The sequence below is a fragment of the Lentisphaera araneosa HTCC2155 genome (assembly GCF_000170755.1).
Classification (GTDB): Bacteria; Verrucomicrobiota; Lentisphaeria; order Lentisphaerales; family Lentisphaeraceae; genus Lentisphaera; species Lentisphaera araneosa.
Genome location: NZ_ABCK01000007.1, coordinates 109,381 through 127,976 on the forward strand (window position 1 = coordinate 109,381; position 18,596 = coordinate 127,976).

General features: G+C 40.8%; 15 protein-coding genes. 7 read left to right on the plus strand and 8 right to left on the minus strand.

All coding sequences use genetic code 11. The features are described 5' to 3' along the window. Nucleotides 1-34 precede the first annotated feature (34 nt). Nucleotides 35-1,570 carry a sulfatase family protein gene (locus LNTAR_RS08825; protein ID WP_007278337.1) on the plus strand — a complete coding sequence of 512 codons (1,536 nt, stop codon included), beginning with the start codon at nucleotides 35-37 and terminating at the stop codon, nucleotides 1,568-1,570. 4 nt (nucleotides 1,571-1,574) lie between these two features. Next, a complete protein-coding gene (locus tag LNTAR_RS08830) occupies nucleotides 1,575-3,113 on the plus strand; it encodes a sulfatase family protein (RefSeq protein ID WP_007278338.1) in 1,539 nt (512 codons plus the stop codon). 69 nt (nucleotides 3,114-3,182) lie between these two features. On the opposite strand, the gene LNTAR_RS08835 is transcribed toward LNTAR_RS08830, so the two are convergent. Beyond that, complete coding sequence (locus tag LNTAR_RS08835; RefSeq protein WP_007278339.1) at nucleotides 3,183-3,551, minus strand: Dabb family protein; 369 nt, start codon at nucleotides 3,549-3,551, stop codon at nucleotides 3,183-3,185. A 556-nt stretch (nucleotides 3,552-4,107) separates the two neighbouring features. On the opposite strand from LNTAR_RS08835, the gene LNTAR_RS08840 reads away from it, so the two are divergent. Then, entirely contained in the window at nucleotides 4,108-5,112 is a 1,005-nt protein-coding gene (locus LNTAR_RS08840; RefSeq protein ID WP_007278340.1) for a ThuA domain-containing protein, read from the plus strand. A gap of 86 nt (nucleotides 5,113-5,198) precedes the next feature. Here the strand turns inward: LNTAR_RS08840 and LNTAR_RS08845 are convergent, their stop codons facing one another. Then, nucleotides 5,199-6,563 carry a sulfatase family protein gene (locus LNTAR_RS08845; protein ID WP_007278341.1) on the minus strand — a complete coding sequence of 455 codons (1,365 nt, stop codon included), beginning with the start codon at nucleotides 6,561-6,563 and terminating at the stop codon, nucleotides 5,199-5,201. A 128-nt stretch (nucleotides 6,564-6,691) separates the two neighbouring features. Between LNTAR_RS08845 and LNTAR_RS08850 the strand changes: the two genes are divergently transcribed. Together LNTAR_RS08850 and LNTAR_RS08855 are read left to right on the plus strand one after the other, a co-directional pair. Further along, nucleotides 6,692-7,408 (plus strand): carboxylesterase family protein, encoded by a 717-nt coding sequence (locus LNTAR_RS08850; protein WP_202944940.1) that lies wholly within the window; start codon nucleotides 6,692-6,694, stop codon nucleotides 7,406-7,408. Beyond that, the gene (locus tag LNTAR_RS08855; protein ID WP_007278343.1) at nucleotides 7,405-8,571 is read left to right on the plus strand and encodes a serine hydrolase domain-containing protein; all 1,167 of its coding nucleotides are present in this window, start codon (nucleotides 7,405-7,407) and stop codon (nucleotides 8,569-8,571) included. The genes LNTAR_RS08850 and LNTAR_RS08855 overlap by 4 nt, the downstream gene beginning before the upstream one ends. Before the next feature lie 189 nt (nucleotides 8,572-8,760). On the opposite strand, the gene LNTAR_RS08860 is transcribed toward LNTAR_RS08855, so the two are convergent. Next, nucleotides 8,761-9,999: an IS4 family transposase gene (locus LNTAR_RS08860; protein WP_007278344.1), complete on the minus strand. Its 1,239-nt coding sequence runs from the start codon at nucleotides 9,997-9,999 to the stop codon at nucleotides 8,761-8,763. Nucleotides 10,000-10,181: 182 nt separating this feature from the next. On the opposite strand from LNTAR_RS08860, the gene LNTAR_RS27940 reads away from it, so the two are divergent. Continuing rightward, the gene (locus LNTAR_RS27940; protein WP_007278345.1) at nucleotides 10,182-10,967 is read left to right on the plus strand and encodes a type II secretion system protein; all 786 of its coding nucleotides are present in this window, start codon (nucleotides 10,182-10,184) and stop codon (nucleotides 10,965-10,967) included. A gap of 154 nt (nucleotides 10,968-11,121) precedes the next feature. Here LNTAR_RS27940 and LNTAR_RS08870 read toward each other — a convergent pair whose 3' ends face one another. Continuing rightward, nucleotides 11,122-11,778 carry a GDSL-type esterase/lipase family protein gene (locus LNTAR_RS08870; protein ID WP_162026373.1) on the minus strand — a complete coding sequence of 219 codons (657 nt, stop codon included), beginning with the start codon at nucleotides 11,776-11,778 and terminating at the stop codon, nucleotides 11,122-11,124. Nucleotides 11,779-11,850: 72 nt separating this feature from the next. Beyond that, nucleotides 11,851-13,584 carry a glucoamylase family protein gene (locus tag LNTAR_RS08875; protein WP_007278347.1) on the minus strand — a complete coding sequence of 578 codons (1,734 nt, stop codon included), beginning with the start codon at nucleotides 13,582-13,584 and terminating at the stop codon, nucleotides 11,851-11,853. A 148-nt stretch (nucleotides 13,585-13,732) separates the two neighbouring features. Between LNTAR_RS08875 and LNTAR_RS08880 the strand changes: the two genes are divergently transcribed. Continuing rightward, nucleotides 13,733-14,335, plus strand: a complete 603-nt coding sequence (locus LNTAR_RS08880) for an RNA polymerase sigma factor (RefSeq protein ID WP_007278348.1) — start codon at nucleotides 13,733-13,735, stop codon at nucleotides 14,333-14,335. Between the two features lie 39 nt (nucleotides 14,336-14,374). On the opposite strand, the gene LNTAR_RS08885 is transcribed toward LNTAR_RS08880, so the two are convergent. The 3 genes from LNTAR_RS08885 to LNTAR_RS08895 form a co-directional block, all read right to left on the minus strand. Beyond that, nucleotides 14,375-16,348, minus strand: a complete 1,974-nt coding sequence (locus LNTAR_RS08885; RefSeq protein ID WP_007278349.1) for a serine/threonine-protein kinase — start codon at nucleotides 16,346-16,348, stop codon at nucleotides 14,375-14,377. A gap of 118 nt (nucleotides 16,349-16,466) precedes the next feature. Continuing rightward, nucleotides 16,467-17,834: a sulfatase family protein gene (locus tag LNTAR_RS08890; protein ID WP_007278350.1), complete on the minus strand. Its 1,368-nt coding sequence runs from the start codon at nucleotides 17,832-17,834 to the stop codon at nucleotides 16,467-16,469. Nucleotides 17,835-17,872: 38 nt separating this feature from the next. After that, complete coding sequence (locus LNTAR_RS08895) at nucleotides 17,873-18,559, minus strand: type II secretion system protein (RefSeq protein ID WP_007278351.1); 687 nt, start codon at nucleotides 18,557-18,559, stop codon at nucleotides 17,873-17,875. Nucleotides 18,560-18,596 lie beyond the last annotated feature (37 nt).

An 18,596-nucleotide genomic window follows, 5' to 3' on the forward strand; every position in this document is an offset into this window, starting at 1 on the left:
TTATAAATAAGAATTTTACCTGTAGGAGATTGAGATGAATAGAAGAGATTTTTTAAAGATAAATGTGGGTTCAGCGGCGGCCTGTTTAGTTTCTAGCCCAAAGTTGTACGCAGCAGCCACGAAAGAGAACCCAAACCTTCTCATTATTATGACGGACGAGCACAATTTTAGAACTTTGGGTTGTTACAGAAAACTGCTTTCCAAAGATCAGGCAATGATCTGGGGCGACGGAAATATTGTCGAGACTCCACATATTGATAAATTGGCAGAAGAAGGCGTTCTTTGTAATAACTTCTATGCATCTTCTCCAGTCTGCTCACCGGCGCGTGGTTCATTTATCAGTGGACAGTACCCACAAAACACCCCGGTTATAGATAATAATACTCACATGAGCGACGACGTGGTATCTTTTGGCTCAATCCTTCAGTCTCATGGCTACACGACGGGGTATTCAGGAAAGTGGCATTTAGATGGTGATGGTAAACCACAATGGGGGCCAGAGCGTCAATTTGGATTCGAAGATAATCGTTACATGTTTAATCGTGGGCATTGGAAAAAGATATTGGATACGGCATCGGGGCCTAAAATCGGAGCTGAAAAAAGAGGGACACCAACTTACGACGTAAATGGTGCTGACGAGAATACTTATACAACAGATTGGCTCACTAATAAAACAATTGATTTCATCACCCAACACAAAGCGAGTCCGTTTTGTTATATGGTCAGTTACCCAGATCCCCACGGGCCAGACACGGTGCGGGCTCCTTACGACACAATGTATACTCATATGAACTTTCAGAAGCCAAAGACAGCATCTAAAAAACAAGATGATCTACCTTCCTGGGCAACGACAAAAAGGGGAGCGGCCAATCAAAGTCAGTATTACGGCATGATTAAATGTATCGATGATAACATTGCTCGCATAATGACTTGTTTAGATGAACAAGGGATCTTAGAAAATACTATTGTGGTGTTCACTTCTGATCATGGGGATATGAGAGGTGAGCACGGTCGTCAAAATAAAGGGATTCCACTGGAAGCTTCAGCTAAGGTGCCCTTCATTGTGCGTTACCCGAAAAAGATCAGCTCAGGAAAAATAGTTAATGAAGCACTGAGTGGAGTCGATTTCTTACCGACAATTCTTGGGCTCATGGATAAAGAAACTGCGGGCAAAGAAGAGGGTCGCGACGGATCACAATTACTGCATGGTAAAGTACCTACTGGTTGGAGTGATGTAACTTTTATTCGTGGGACAAAAGAAAAATGGGTCGCAGCTATTACAGATCAGTATAAGTTGGTAATGGCGCCGTGGGACGAGCCATGGTTAATTGACAAAAAGAACAACCCTGATGAAACAATTAATTACATTAATGATCCACAATATCGATCTGTGATTCGAAGCCTAGCTAAAGAAATGCAACGTTATGGGACAAAATATAATGATCCTAGTTTCACCAAAGCAACGATGAAACAAGATATCGAATGGGCATTGAGCGACAGTCCTATTTATGTGAATCCAAGACCTAAAAAAATAGATCCTCCACTTAAGAAAAAAAAGAAGAAAGCCTAATTAGATGATATTAAATATAACACTTAGCAAAATTTGTCTCGCCATTTATTTATGCTTTAATTTTGCGATAATCGCAAATGAACGTCCCAATATTGTTTTGGTTTTAGCGGATGATTTAGGGCCGGGAGATATTTCATATTTTCATCAGCAAAGAACTTCGAATCAAGCCATTATTCAGACTCCAGCACTGGATAAATTACGAGCGGATGGGATGCATTTCACTAATGCGCATTCGCCGGCATCTCTTTGTGCTCCGACTCGATTTAGCATGTTAACCGGGAATTATTCATTCAGGAATTATTCGGCTTTTGGTGTATGGATGAGTCATCGAGATACGGGGATTGACCCGAAGTTTACGACTTCGGCTCGCATTGCAAAACAGGCATCGTATCGCACGGCATTCTTTGGAAAATGGGGACTTGGAGGTCAAATGTACCAAAAGGGTTCTGATAAAATACACACTGGATGGAAGACGGATGCAATTGATTACTCCCGCAGAGCCAAGGGACCTAATGACTACGGGTTTGATTATTCTTGTGAGTTACCTCAAGGGATTCAGGGTGAACCCTTTGCTTTTTATGAGAATCAAAAATGGATGCCTCTTCATAAGGATTCGATTCTAAAAAAGCTTTCATCCAAGCAACTCATGTATGATAAAGCTAGAAAACACAATGATTTGGAAGGTGTAGGAGATAGCTTTTGGGATCCACGTGAAGCAGGTGGAGTCCTCGTTAATAAAGCGATTAATTTCATCAAAGATCACAAAAAAAGTCATTCTGATCAAGCCTTCTTCATGTATTATTGTTCACAAGCCGTTCATATTCCCCATACGGCACCCGAAGAATTAAATGGAGTGAAAATTGCTGGTAGTACCCCAGGTAAACACGGGGATATGATTGTGGAACTTGATGTGCAGATTGCGATGTTGAGGAAGGCTTTAGAAAATAATGGCTTTGCTGAAAATACATTATTTATTTTTACTTCCGACAATGGTGGCCTCAAACCGGATCAAGCCATGAGTGATTTGGGGCATGATTCTTCAAATGGCTGGCGCGGGATCAAAAGTAGTGTTTTTGAAGGAGGACACCTCGTGCCATTCATTGCCGTTTGGCCTGGAAAAATCAAGAAGGCTAGCCAATCCAATGCATTTGTTGTGGCTCATGATGCGGTAGCAACTGTATCTGCAGTTGTTGGTGAAAAACTGGATAGATCAGTTGTTATGGATTCAAAAAATCTTTTGCCAATTTTTTTGAATAAAGAGGGAGCCTCTGGCCATAAATACTTGTTTCATCAAAGCCAATTAGCTAAAAAGAAAGCAGCCTATGCAATTCGAGAGGGAGATTGGAAATTGATTATGCATTCATCTAATCAAAAAAACTTAAACGATCTGAAAGCAAAATCATTATTTAATTTAGCCACCAACCCTCAAGAAGAAGATAAGAAAAATCTCATTACTAATCCTGAGTATTCACAGATTAAAAAGCAGCTATTAAAGAAATTTATAGAAGTCCGCAAATTAGGTCAATCGCTCCTCACTGATTAAGGATTAGCGAGGAACTCTTAAAGAAAAAAAGCCCGTGCTGTGAGCCACGGGCTTTTTGATGTGCGAGTTTTATTGTTCTTGGAAGTCGTAGACAATGACTTTAGCGAGGGCGGGTTTGAGTACGCTGGTGACGGCTTCGACGTGCTTAGGGTGATCGAGGTAGACTTTTAGATCATCGTTATTTTTAAAAGTGATGATGAATGAGATGTCGAAGCTATTGTCGGCGACGGGCTCGACGCTTTCTAACTTAGTGCCAACAGAAACACTTTGAACTTCATCAATCTGTTTCAGGTCTTTGACGGCTTGGATAAATTCAGCTTGGGAAGCATCGGGTTTTAACCAACACATGACGATATGTTGAACTTGGGGAGTGGAATTGTTGACAGAAGTACATGAGCTCATGATTAGGACCATTAATAGGATGATAAATTTATACATGGATAGATCTCCGATGAATTGTTGATGTGCTAATAGAGCTCAGAGTCGACCGTTTAAATAGGAAGATTTATCCAAAAAATGGGTAAAAAGCGCTCTATTTGATCCAAGTCTTCAACACAATTTGAGCCTCTTGGCATAATTTTTTGAAGTTTTATCGCCTTTCTTGTTATCAATTGAGTTTGAGAACCGTTTTATGAGTAGATACCGATTCTCTAGCTCTTTTCAATAAATCTCTGACACCACACATTTATTGATCAATGATAAAACCCCCCATCTGGCTAGAGAGTCGGTTTCTGTTTTATATTCCCAAAATAAATTAAGCATGATCAAGGGGGCCCAAGTTTTTATTGAGGAATTAAAAAATGAATTTCAAAAGCTGTCGGAATTTTGCTTAACTCATTGATCAATGCGGACAATAATTATACTTTTTTGCCCTTGTTTGAAACAATAAGTTAAAATTTATGTTAAATAATGTCACAAAACTATATCATGTGGAGTATTAATACTTAGCAAGACATATAGATTTATTGACTATTTAAAATAATTAGGAGAGCCCATGAAATTGAAAAACTTTATTTTTTCAGCCTTAGCGCTAGCAAGTATGACAACTTTCGCAAATGAAGATAAAAACGCTAAACTTAAACAGATCAATCAAGAGATCCAAACCTTACAAGCAAGTTCAAAGGATAAGAAAAAACTCCCCAAGTCGACCAAGCAGAAAATCAGTTTACTAAAAGCCAATAAAACGCTCATTGAAAAAGAAGCTGAGATAAAGAAAATGTTTTCGAGTTTTGACGTGGTAAAAGCAAAGTCTCCGCGCAAAGTTTTGGTCTACTCGAGAACAACGGGTTTCCGTCATGGTTCAATTGAAACGGGAGCAGTGATGATCAAAGCTATGGGTGAAGAAACAGGTGCGTTTACGGCCGTTCATACTGAAGATGAAGCTGTGTTCAATGATGCGGAACTCGCAAAATACGATGTAATCCTGATGTTGAGTACGACTAGAGATCCAATTTCTAAACCTGAGGCACGTGCGGCTTTTGAGAAATTTTTAGCGGAGAAAAAAGGCTTAGTGGGAATTCACGCCGCAACTGATTGCCATAAAAACTGGCCTAATTATCTCGAAGCGATGGGCGGCATTTTTGATGGTCACCCTTGGAATGCCCGTGATGAAGTAACAATTTATAATGAATGTCCTGATCATGCCTGTGCGAAAATGGTTCCTCAGGGTTTTAAGATCAAGGACGAGATCTATCAGTATAAAGATGATAAGCATTTCACACGCGATAAAATGCGAGTGCTTTTAAGCTTAGACCTCTCTGGACCTAATATGATGAAAAAGAATATGAAACGCAAAGATAATGATTACCCCGTTTCTTGGTTGCGTTCTTTCACGGGCTCAAGAGTTTTCTACACGAATCTTGGTCACAATGATGCCACTTTTATGAATCCAGTTGCCATGCAACATATCCTCACCGGGATTCAATATGCCGCGGGTGATGTTGAAGCTGATGCCACTCCCAGTGCTAAGATTGGAAAATTTCCAAAAGTTGTAAAATAAGCTCAGTTCACAAATGATTTTAAAAGCGCTTCTCAATTGGGAAGCGCTTTTTTTTGGATCCTCAAGGAATTGAGTGAAGCACTTTTTTAGTTTAAAGTCTTGGCTTTTTGGCCAATTTTGCGATGAAGTAGTGGGACTTTTATAGGGAGTGCTTTATCGTGACCAAAGTAAGCAGGTACATTCTTCTTATCCCAATTCAACCAAAGCCGATTCATTTTATTGGCAATGTCGGGGTGTTGATCGATAATATTGCGGGATTCGCTGATATCCTGTTTTAGATTAAAGAGCTCGCTAGGACCTCCCGCATTGGAGAGTTTCCAATCACCCATGCGCACAGCCATTTTACCGGCGCGTTTCCAGAACATAGCGGGGTGGGGAGTCTGGTTAGTTTTTCCTTGCATCAAAGGGAGAATGGTTTTGGCCTCAATGTCTTTGGGAACAGTGATTTGGGCAGCTTCTAAAGCGCTTGGAAAGATGTCCATAAGGAAAACTGGCTGATCGAGGGTTTTGCCTGCAGGGATTTGGCCCTTGGGCCAACGAACACAGGCGGGGACTCGAATGCCTCCCTCATAGAATTGAGTTTTTTGCCCTTTTAACGGGTGGTTAAGGCTGTAATTGTTATCGGGCTTTCCACCATTATCAGACCAAAAAACGATGAGCGTATTATCGAGGATACCTTGATGTTCGAGGGCGTCAAAAACGCGTCCAATATTATCGTCCATGGCACTGAGCATGGCTGCGAAAACACGACGATTAGGATCTGCGATATGCGCAAAACGCTGCATATATTTTTCACTGGCCTGCATGGGTGCGTGAACGGCTGTGAAAGGCAGGTAGAGAAAGAAAGGTTTGTCGCCTTTACGAGTGATAAAACTTACCGCCTCACGTCCAATAGCATCGGTAAAATATTCCCCTTCGTAATCAATAACGGTATCTTGGCGAATGTATTTGCGTTCGCGATTAACCGTGTCGTCGTAGAGTGAAGCCCCCTCTAAAATGCCAAAGAATTCATCAAAGCCACGGGAAGTGGGCATAAGGGTTTTATCGAAGAGGCGTTCACCACCGAGGTGCCATTTGCCGAACAAGCCAGTGGCATAACCCGCTTCTTGGAAGTACTGAGCTAAAGTTTTAACTTCTCGTGGCATGCCTACGACGACATGTTCGTTAAGTTTGCGACCGCCGCAAATACCTTCACAGCCAATGCGTTGTTGATAAACTCCACTCATGAGAGCGGCGCGCGTGGGGCCACAGATACTGCCATTGGAGTAACCAGCACTAAATTGTACACCCTCATTAGCAATGCGATCGATATTGGGAGTGGGAATTTCTTCGAGTCCATGGTAACCCACGTCGGCATAGCCGAGATCATCGGCTAAGATAATGAGGATGTTTGGTTTATCGGTGGCCCACAAGAGGGAGCAAGAAAAGAGGAGGGTGATAAATATTTTCATAATTGGATCCTTTTGTTACAAAATATACGGATGAGCCAAGCTTTATTTGACAAAAATCCGAGTGATTTTTTGTTTATTTTTTGTCAAAGCCTTAGTTTTCTAAACGTACTTAAAAGAAAAAGGATCTTATGAGAAAGTGCATCATTTTAATCATGTTTATAAATCTCGGGCTATTTGCTGAACTTCAGCGGGTTGTAGAATTCCCGGAGTCGCTCTCTTCTCAGACGACTTACCTCAACTCTAAATTTTTACTTCATCTTCCTGTGACAAAAAAGAGCAATCAAAAATGGCCTTTGATTGTTTTTTTACATGGGAGAGGTGAACGTGGTGACAATATTGAAAAGGTGAAATCCCACGGGCCACCCAAAGTAGTTGAAAAAGATAAAAATTTTCCCTTTATGGTTTTATCGCCTCAATGTTTAAAAGGGAAAGATGGTAAGGGTTGGTGGAAAACTAAAGACCTCGATTTATTGCTGGATTATGTCAAAAAAACTTATCCTGTGGATGAGCAACGTATTTATCTAACGGGTTTGAGTATGGGTGGCTTTGGCACTTGGGCTTGGGCGGCGGAGCGCCCCACTGAGTTCGCGGCGATTGCTCCAATTTGTGGTGGTGGAAATCCTTTAAATGCCAAGCGCCTTTCCAAGCTTCCTATTTGGGTTTTTCATGGTGATAAAGATAAAGTAGTTCCCATTACTTTATCTCAGCTCATGGTGACAGCGCTCAAAGCGGAGGGAGCCAAGGTTGACTTTACTATTTACCCCAACGTGGGTCATAATTCTTGGTCAAAGACCTATGCCAACCCCAAATTGTATGAATGGTTTATGGAGCATAAAAAGGAATGAAAAAAGTTATTTTATCGAGTTTATGTTTTGCGGCGAGTTTATGCGCAAATGATACGGGCTTAGCACCGGAAGTTATTGATCTTAACGCCAAAGATGCGAGTATTGAACTTGAGCGACGTACTCCCTATTTATCGAAAGCCTTTATAAGCCTTGCACCTCAAGACATGAACGATGGCCTCAAAGTAGGAGCTTTAAATAAGACCGGTATTGATGAAAGTAAAGTGCTTGGTTTTATCGATAGATTAGCCGAAGAAAACCCCAATAAGACCGATAGCCTACTCATTAGTCACAAAGGAAGTTTAATGACTGAATGTTACTTTCGAAGAGGGCGCCAGAACTTACCCCATTACCAGATGTCGATCACCAAGTCGTATACGGCTTTTGCCATTGGTCGTGCCATTCAGTTGGGGTATTTGACGATGGAGGATATGCATAAGCCGGTGATAGGTTTTCTCAAAGAGCTCGATAGATCGCGTTTAGCTCCAGGTGCCGAGAAAATAACTTTATATCAGGCGATGATCATGGGCTCGGGGATTCGTCTCAGTCATGAAAAAATTAATAGGCTACGGAAAAACCCGGAAGCTCTCAAGGGGCAGGGACAAATCCAAGCCTACCTGCAGCATAGTGACCCCATTGGCGATGCACCGCGTAAATTTAAATATCAGCCCGCAGATACAGCAATTACTATGCAGGTCTTAGAGTCAGTAGTTCCCGGCTCCGCTAAAGATTTTATTGCCAAAGAATTATTTGCCCCCATAGGTATCAGTGATTATGCCTGGCAAAAAGACCTTAGTGATTTACCTAAATCGGCAGCAGGGTCGAGTTTCTGTTCCCGAGATATGATGAAAGTGGGAGAACTCATTCTCAAGGAAGGAAAATGGAATGGTCAGCAACACTTACCGAAAGCGTTTATTAATACCGCAACTTCGGCTTTGGTACATAGTTACGCCACCAGTTATTACGGGTACTTTTGTTGGAATCAGACTTATGAAATTGAGGGGAAGAAATACCTTTGTAAACAACTTCGCGGAGCGGGTGGGCAGTTTATTTTTGTTTTGCCTGAGATAGAATTAGTGATTGTCATGACCTCTCACGCCAAGGGGATGGGAACCATGTTGCAGGACCTGGTGCCAAGCCTCGTTCCCTTATTTGAGAATAAATAACGGGCATTAGTTTATTAATCCTTGTGAGTTGCCTCATCGCTTAGCATATATTGTGGATTAGTGTGTTTTTTATTTAAATTCACAATCATCCCATAAACTTCTAAATTAGCTCATTTTACTTAATCTTTGAGTGTAATAATTCCTATTTTCTTAAAAGGGGTTTGACGGTTTTAGGTAAAATGAGCTCAATCAAACACATGCTGTCCCATAGAATGCCTTATCAAAGTTAGGTAAATACGCTTGATCTGGAACTGCTTTGATCTTTGGTGGATCACTGGCTGTCCCACAAGTTTTCAAAAGAGATGATAAATCGAAATAGCTCCACAAAACACCCCGAATTAGAGTCGTAATTCTTGAGAAGGAATGTGGCCATTGAGATCTGAAAGCTAAAAATCTTAGTAAAACATACGTAAGTAGAGCAGTCCAAACTTGCCATTGAATTGCATTTTTGTTATGCCCTAAAAAATCAGCTAACTTCAAGTTTTGTTTTAGTTGTTTAAAGAAGACTTCAATACCCCATCGAGATTGATAAATAGATGCGATAGAACTTGGTGCCCACTGTAAATTATTGGTCAGAAACATCAATACTTTCATTTTTCCATCAACCTCAATGTTAGCGGTAACCAAACGGAGGTTTTGGGAGTAATGCTTTTCTGTATTGATCCCATTCAGTTTAATGATTTGGTCGGAAATAATATTGCCTTTAGTGGGTCTCTCCTCAATTATATCATAAACCATATTGTCTTTAGAGCGAGTCACCCAGTTGACGCCTCGCGAATCAAGGTGATAGAGGTGCCTAAAATCAACATAAGCCTTATCGAAGACCACTATTTCACCATCCTTAATATTAGCGCACATTTCTTTCGCTTCAGTTGAATCATGGGTATTAGCTTCTTTTACAATTGCATATGAAGGCAAGAAGGTCTGAAGATTTAATTGCATATGACATTTAGCAGCAGCTTTACGTCGACGGTGTTTTGCCCAGTCCAAACAATGAGCGACTAATTGTATTGTCGTAGAATCAACTGCGTATACTGCTCTTTTAAAACGTTGAGGAAAGTTTGAGTTTTGTTTATCTAAACCAAAGCTAGGAAGTTGGGATTGAAGTGATTTTAAAACTTCCCAGAATAAGTCCTCTGCCATTGCGGCATTTCGTGTTCGATTGGCATTTGAGAAAGTATTTCTTTTTGGTGCTGTCGCACCTCTAATCTGAAATAATGAACTGGAGTGATAATGCAAGCCATCGCATACATCATTTAAACTCAAAGCATGAGAGAGTTGAGTATACAATAAACTTACGACATGGCTCCAGGAACTTAATTTACGTGTCTTTATTCCATGTTTCTTAGCAAGTTTATTGACTATGTGAGGTGGGATTAATTGGCAGATCTGTTTCAGGGTCGATAGATTACTCTTGTTTGGCTTCATTGTAGGTCCTTTATTTGTGGTAATCTAAAGTACTCAATGAAGCCAGACTTACTTTCAGTTAGTCCAGTTTATCATTTCTTATGGGATGACTGTGATTTAAATTAAAAAATATTTATTTTTTGTCAAAAATTGTGCAATGATCTGCGTACCATTATTGTAAGAATAAATCTGGGCTGAAAAATATGGATAAAAAACATTTTACACTTATTGAACTTCTCGTAGTTGTCGCAATTATTGCGGTGTTAGCTTCATTATTATTACCGACTTTGAGTAAAGCTAGGAGAACAGCGCGTATAGTAACTTGTGCATCTCAAATTGGTCAATTCACCAAAGCAACTTTGATGTTTGCGGATGATTATGATAATCAAACCCCACCGGGATATCGTCATAGTGGGACTTGGGCGAACCCTGATTCTAATGTAGAAAATTCCTTATTAGTGGACAATAACCCCATCGGTTATGTTGAAAATACAGCTCAATATCTTGGTGTGACTTTGGATTATTCAAGTAAGGCCGCTCTTGAAACAAGTGCCGCAGATGCCAGTACAATGAGACCTTTTATCTGCACTGAGGAAGATAATCCTCAGCCAAGTAAGACTGCGTTTTGGGATTCAGGTCTTGTCTATAATGCGACAAACTCTTATGGTTGTAATGGTGGACTATTCTCTCGTGAAGGAGCTACATCGGCTATTTTAAATAATATCTCAGCTATAAATGATACTAGCAGGACATATGTTTATAATGATGCGAAGGCAATGTGGGCGGGACGTTATATAAGTAATTATGGGAGATCCAACCTACTTGAATTCCTTAACTTGGGAGCAGGTAATGTGTGGTATGATATGCTGGCTAGTGAACGACATCAAACAAAAGTGCCCATTAGTTTTTTAGATGGTCATGTAAAAGTTTATGATTGGACTCGAAAGACATCTTGGTCAGAAATTTATGGAACTCAAGGTGTGCAGTAAGCGTGATATTTAATAAAACCCAAGCTAAGCAATCATTATGCGATGAAGTCCAGTAATTTAACCCTCAAATAACACGGCTGGATTTTATCGAATTAAGCTCGTGAACATGAGTTTAGGGGACTCAATTTATTGCGATTTCTTCGAAGCCAAAACCTTAATCGTTTAATTTGATGTGACGATAGACAGTTTGCGCAATTTGCGTCGCCCCAAGTTTGTTGGGGTGAACCCCGTCTGGAGAGAAGTATTTCTCATTCGCTAGAGGGCTAAAAGTATCAATCAATTCGCAGTCTTGCTCTTTGGCCAATTGCTTTAATAAAATGCGTGCCATAGATAAGTTACCTTCGTTGCAATCCCAAGGCCCAAGTAGTTGAGTAAAACTACTCACAGGTAAACAAAGATAAATTTTTGCCTTTGAATTGACTTTCCGATAATCTTTGATGAGTTTGCTATAATCAGCCAAGTAGGCGGTCTTATCCCAGTGAAAGGGTTTGGAGTCATTAGCGCCAAGCATAATGACTACAATATCTGCCGAAGCTTTCAGGCTAGCGTCGTAAACAGGGCGTTTTATATATCTTGTATTCTCTGGTGTACTCCTTATGCAGGTGGCGCCATTTGATCCGTAATTTCGAATATGATAGGATTCACCGAGCAAAAGCCCCAGTTGCTTGGGATAGCTATTTTCTGAACGGTTTTTAATCGTCATCCCCCAAGTGATACTATCACCAACACAGGCTACGATTGTCTGTATTTTTTCTGCAGAAATTGTGCTTAAAGTGAAAGAGCACAAGAAAATGAGTATTAACTTGTTCATATACATAGTTTAACTGTCCTTTGATTAAGGGAGGATTAGAGGCCATTGTGCAGAGGCCGTACTTAATTATGATTACTTAAGGATATTAATGCTCTTAATATTTAAGCTTATTGAATCGCTATTAATTTTACAGTTTTGATAGTACCAAGGCTTTTTCCAGAACACTAATTCTAATGACTTTATATTGTTTTCGTCGATGTGAATTCCTAAAAGATCGTCTGCCTCAATACGGTAGACGGAGCGATGTTTTTGGAGCTCTATATGTGTGTATCTAAGTTGATTATAACGATCGAGAATGAGTAAGCGCACCCAATCGGGGCCTTGTTCGCTAGACTTGATCATATCCATTTCTATTTCGAGAGCCTTAAGGTTACTCATATCGGTGGTGGGTATTTTTAGCTTAAAATGATGAGGTTCAGAATCCTCTTTACTTTCAAAGTTGAGCTGTATAGATTTATCCTTGTTTTTAGATGCGCTAAGGCAAGGACTATTCAAAGGTTTAGCTAAGTCAGGAATAATCTTTGTTGTCTGAGTCGAATGACTGATGGGCTTGATGCTTCGATCGACTTGTGCATCGCGCTGAGCCCAAAGCTTTAAGAATTCTTGATTTGGTTTGAGGTAAGGAGCAATTAACTTAAGTCCCTTCTGAACGAGTGGATCGGCATGATAAATTTTTCTGACGATACCATCCTGTAGATAATTGGAGAGAGCGAGAAAGAGCATGCCTTGATCGAGTGAGAGGTAGCGATGGTCCCATTGTTTGCTTTTCATGTCGTAGGCATCGCGAAAGCCCCACTGAACGTTTTCGAAACCTTGTGGCCCTTGCATTCCTCCTGTCTTGGCTAAGCCACGTAGAGCTTGTGTAACGTGTTTTGGATAGTATTCGATCATTAAGGCAAGAGCATGAGGAGTGACAACTTGTTCTGAGAGGTGCCCGCCTTCGGTATAGCCCTTGCCGGGCATGTAGCAGTTTGACCAGCCCCAAAAGGGGTAGCCTCGTTGCTTCGAGAATTGAATTTGCTGCCAAGCAAAGTTGCCAGAAGATTCACCCATTTCGGAACTGATTTCGGGTAGAAAAAGGCTATCCATGGCCATCATAAATAAGCCTCCCATGCCGTAGCCACGGAGGATTTTTCCGTAGGGAGTATAGAGAGGCGTACGGTCCATTTCTGCCCACATTTCTGCTGGTGCAGCGCCAGTGGCAATCATTAAAAAGGCGGCAGAGCGAGTATCTGCGGGTAACCATAGATGACCCTCACCTAAAGTGCGATCAGAATCAAAGTCATAACCCCAACTGACGTTTCCAGTTTCTTTGTGATAGAGTTTTTCCCATTCGACTGCCTGAGTAAAGTGGTCGATCCGCTCGCAAAGTTCGGGCCAAACTTGTTTGACCATAATGAGGCCCACAATTAGCTTGTTGAAATCGGAGATTGCCACATAGCCCGTAGCCGTTTTTGTTCTGAGTTGGACGTCTAAAATATGAGGGGTGAAACCATGCACGCGTTCAAAACTCTCGAGAGATGAGAGGATTTTTTCAGCTCGTTGAAAGCCATGCTGATGCGTGGTGAGACCTTTTTCAACGGCGACACAGAGTGAGGCAAGATAGAGACCAATATTTGTGGTATTGGTATGGCCACCCGGAAATTGTGTGTCCTGAGGGAAACCCGTTGTGGGGTCAATCATTGCGTCGAGGCAATTCCACGTATCGGCATGGACTTGACGTAAAAAATCTCTGTCAGTGCTGTTTTGTGCTTTGACTTGAAGGATTAAAAAAATACAGCTAAGCAAGAATAAAATATTTTTCATAAAGTACTTATAAATTGTTTTTGAATTACCTTTAGGTACGCTACTGCGGCTTAGTTTTTTGACAGCTTAATGACTGATTTGAGGTTTTTTTATTTAGTTGACAAAAGCCTTTACAAGACTTAAGCTTATAGAAATTAGCAAGGAAAATATGAGTCAAGAATCACTTCATACACGTCATACATTGCTCCAAAAAATTTGTAATCAACACGATGACAAAGCCTGGGAAGATTTTGTTTATTATTACGAGAAATATATCTATTTAATTTGCCGCAGGACTAATTTAGATCATCATGAAGCTCAAGAGCTTGTGCAGCAAGTCATGATCAAGCTATGGAAGAAACTTCCCGAGTTTAAGGTGAACAAAAACAAACGTTTTCGCAGCTGGTTGTGCACGGTGACGCGCAACACAATTATGGATTATTTTCGAGGAAAACAACGCCGTGATACGAGGCTTGAAAAAGCTTATGATAATGATGCCTGGGCTTATTATCGTGAAGATAGTTTACCTGAATTCGAGGCACTTACGGAAAGGGAATGGGAGAATTATTTGGTCAATATGGCTTTGCAGAACTTAAAGGGCAAAGTATCGGAAAAAATGTATAATGTTTTTTTAGAGCTCCAAAAGGGAAAACTGCACAAACAAATTAGTGAAGAAATGGAGATGCAGCTCAACTCAGTCTACGTTTACCAAAAGCGCATGACGGCCAAACTTAAAGAAGAAGTGAAACGCTTGAGTCAAGAGTTAAGTTAATGGCGACTTTAGCAAAAGTGATTAAAACTCTTACCGACTTTATTTGAATTCAATGGTTAAATGAGGGAATCCGGAAAAATTTAGATAGTTGTAAGCCCCTTTCGTAAGAGTGACTTTTTTCAATTTGGGCAGGTACAAGATTTCGTGAAACAAATCAATATTGGTGTTTTCTAAATTGAGTTCTCGGGCTCGTATATATTTAAATTCACTCGAATGCAGGATGTCAGTTCCTTTTAAGTTGAGCTGTTCAATTTCGAGGCCGTTTAAAGCGATGAGGTAGCGTGCTTTATTGGTTTTTGAGAGGTCGATATTGAGTTTTTTATCGTCATACTGAATAGAGATTTTACTGGCATCAATCAGTCTATTGGAGCGCTTGATAAGCGTTTTTAAAATAGTTTTTTTTATTTCATTTGAGTCTGAATTTTGAATGAAATAGAGACAGGCCATTTGCTCAAGCTGGATATAATTGAGATCCTCGATGAGCTTAAAAAGATTTTTTTCATCAAGAGATTGAATGCCTTTAAATTTTTCTAAAGTTTTGAGGAAATGACTAGTGTAAACTTCCAGCCTTTCAGCTTTTATGTAGTCATAGGCTTGAGCGTATTTTTGACTGATGAAATGAAGCTCAGCAATTAAGACTTTAGCGGGGGTATAATTCCGATCTCTTTTGAGGGTGAGTTGACTTTGTTCATAGGCTTTTTTAAAGGCCCCGAGTCGCATCGAATTGAGCGATTTTTCGTAAAGTGCTGGGGCAGCTTCAACACTCACTGCAGAGACGACTTTTTGCTCTTGTTTATAGAGCTCGAGTGCTTGAACGGCTTTGGCTTCATTTTGAATAGCCAGCAAAGCATTTGATTCAGCAAGTCCTTTTTGTTTAAGGGCATGGCGTTCACTCACTTTGATTTGGTAGACAAATAAGCACGAAGCGATAATGAAAATCATACAGGCTAGGCTTAAAATTTTATGGCGCTTGATCAGTAGATGAGCAAGTTGTACAAAGCTGGCGTCTTCTGCATCAGTGGCAAAGCCCTCACGCCATTTAATAATATCTGTACGCAGATCAGCGACCTTGTTATAGCGTTGGCCTTTTTCTTTACTCAGCGCTTTCATTGCAACAGCCGCCAAACTTGCAGGAATCTTGAATTGGGAATTGCGAACTTCGCCAAGGTCGCGTATCTGACCATTAAGGGTGAGTTGCAAACATTCATTTACATCATCGTGAGAGCAAGGTGGGCCAAAGGAAAGTAAAAAATAGAGGATGCCACCTAAGGCGTAAATATCGCTCTGATAGTCTTTATTACCAAACGCAGAATCAATTTGTTCGGGAGCTAAGTAACCAGGTGAGCCTTTAATGAAACCGTCTAAGGTAATATCGTTAATTATATTGGGATCCAGTAACAAATCGTCCTGTGTTTCATCTTCGTCATCATCTTCAGTTACAATTTTGGCGATGCCCCAATCACAGACCAAAACTTCACCATATTTTCCCATGCGGATATTGGCAGGTTTGAGGTCAAGATGGATGATGTTTTTGGAATGAGCGTACTCAATAGCATCACAGATCTTAAGAAAAATATCGATGGCTTGCTGCAGTGAAAAATCACCGGGGCAATTTTTAATCATTTGTTCGAGGTTTTCGCCTTCCACAAGTTTCATGGTGAAGTAAGCCTGACCATCATCATTAATACCAGCATCATATACGGGAATAATATTGGGGTGTTCTAATGAAGCGGTGAGAAAGACTTCACTAAAAAAGCGTTCTGAGCGTTCGGCTTCATCCTGATCAATGAGTTCAGCTAGAGCAATTTCACGCGAAGTCATGGCATCGTGAACTTTAATAATTTTTTTTGATCCGCCACGATCAATACTTTCTTGTTGGCTATAGCGTTCGGTACAATTTTGGATGCCATCTAAAATCGGATGTACTTGGTCGACACTTAACTTCTTATCGAGTAAGCCATCGACTTCGAGAAAGTCTTGATAAAATTCTTCGTTACTAATCTTTTTTGGCATGAAATAGAGCGGACTTAAAATTTAAATGAATGACGCTTGCTATTATTTTAAGTTCTTAAAGTCATCAAGAGAAGGGGTATACAACAAATACTGAGTCTTTTGATAATTTTAGAGTAAATCAACGATTTCGGTTAGAGGGACCACCCCACCACTTGTTATCGGGGAGTTTGCTATCCCATTGGTCGAATTTGGCTTGTAACTTTTGAGCGATTTCAGGATGTTTATGAATGAGGTTGTTTTTTTCATTGGGATCATCTTTTAAATTGAATAGCATGGGGGTACGAGGGCCATTGTAATCATTCCAGGTCAATTTCCAATCCTTGTCACGAATGGCGTAATCATCATCGCGTCGCCAGTACAAAGTTTTGTGAGGCCTGCTAGTTTTTTCTCCTGTAATATAGGGCATTAAGTTGACGCCGCTTAGCTCTTTTTTTGCAGGGGCTGCTTGGCTTATGTGAATCAGCGTGGGAACAATATCTAAGCCACTGACGGGGTGTTGATAAGTCGATTGTTTGGGAATGACTTGAGGCCAGCTCATGATATATGGCACTCGAATGCCTCCTTCGTAAGTGTCGCCTTTACGGCCTCTAAGGCTGCCGTTACTTGCTAAGTAATCACCGGCTCGTTCAGCTTCATGTAAATTATTGGGTGCACCATTATCGCTCATGAATATGACGAGAGTATTTTCGTAGATACCTTCATCTTTAAGAGTTTGGATAAGACGGCCCACGCCATCGTCCATAGAAATCAACATGGCGCTATAAATACGGCGCCATTTCTTTTTGATGTGATCTGAGCGCTGGAGATCTTTGGGCTGAGCTTCCCAAGGGCCATGGACAGAATTGTATGACATGTAGAGGAAGAAAGGCTTATCTTTGTTGCGTTTGATAAAATTAACGCCTTCGTCATTGAAGACCTCTGTGGTATAGCCAGAAAAGGGGACGGGCTCATTATTACGAAAAATTGGCCAGGTCATTGGAGCGCCTTTCATATCCATTTTAGCTTCACGGTAGGAGTGGGCACCATTGAGAAAACCATAATAATAATCGACCGAGCGTTGAGTCGGGCGTTGTTCGTGACTTAAGCCCATGTGCCATTTACCGATAACTCCGGTGGTGTAAGCAGCGGGTTTGAGTAAATCAAAAATCATTTGCTCGTCTAGGGGAATGCCTGCATCTGGAAAGCGTTTACTGAGTTCGCCGGTTTCGGGAGGGTTTTCACCCGAACCGAAAAGCTGTTGATAACGCCCCGTTAAAAGTCCGGCACGGGAGGGACCACAGACAGAAGCCGATTGATAGCCTTGGGTGAAATTCATTCCCGAGCGAGCCAAAGCATCTATGTGAGGTGTTTTTATATCCGGTGCACCCAAGAAGCCTAAGTCTTCATAACCTAAATCATCGGCGAGAATGAGAATGATATTTGGTTTTTGCGCAGCAAGAGCCAGAGTTGAGTAAGTAAAGAATATAAGTGAAAAAATAAGTTTCATAATGTCTTAAAATAGTGTGTGTTTAAAATTAATTAAGCTTAGATATTATCTTGTTTTTCAGATGCGCCCAAGTAATTAAGGAATTCGACGTGACCATCAACAAAAGAGAAGTTATAACTAAAACTATTATGGTGAAAGGCTTCGGCTCGTGTTCCATGCATTGTTAAGTTTCCAGGGACAGAATACGAAGGTGAACCCATAGCGTTTCCTGCAATGGGTTGCTCAGTTTTAAAAATCATATTTGCGGGCGAAGAAATGTCATTAATTCTTGAAGAGTCACCGTGTTCACTACCGACACCCCCCCAAAGAGCGTTACTGGTGTTCACCCACCAATTTGAGCCTGAATTGAGTGAGTAGCTTCTTGGAAGGGCATTATTCCATCTAGTAATATCATCATCGGGGCATTGGTAGATGGCAAAGTTATTGCCCGTAAGGTCCGCCTCTTCTAAGTAAGCTTTTGACATGAGGGGGGCGCTTAAATAACTCTCGTTGAGCTTGTCATCCCAAGTGACATTGGCCCCATTGTGAGCATAGGTGAAATAGCTATTGTTATCATCCGTATACATATACCCCATCACGCTGATTTGCTTAAGGTTATTCATACATACCGCTTTACGTGATGTTTTTCTAGCTTTACCAAGCACGGGTAAAAGTAAACTCGCGAGTATGCCAATAATCGCAATGACTACAAGAAGCTCGATAAGTGTGAAACGCTGCTTTTTCATAAAAGTCATCCTCAGTTAAGTTGCTAATTATGGAGGG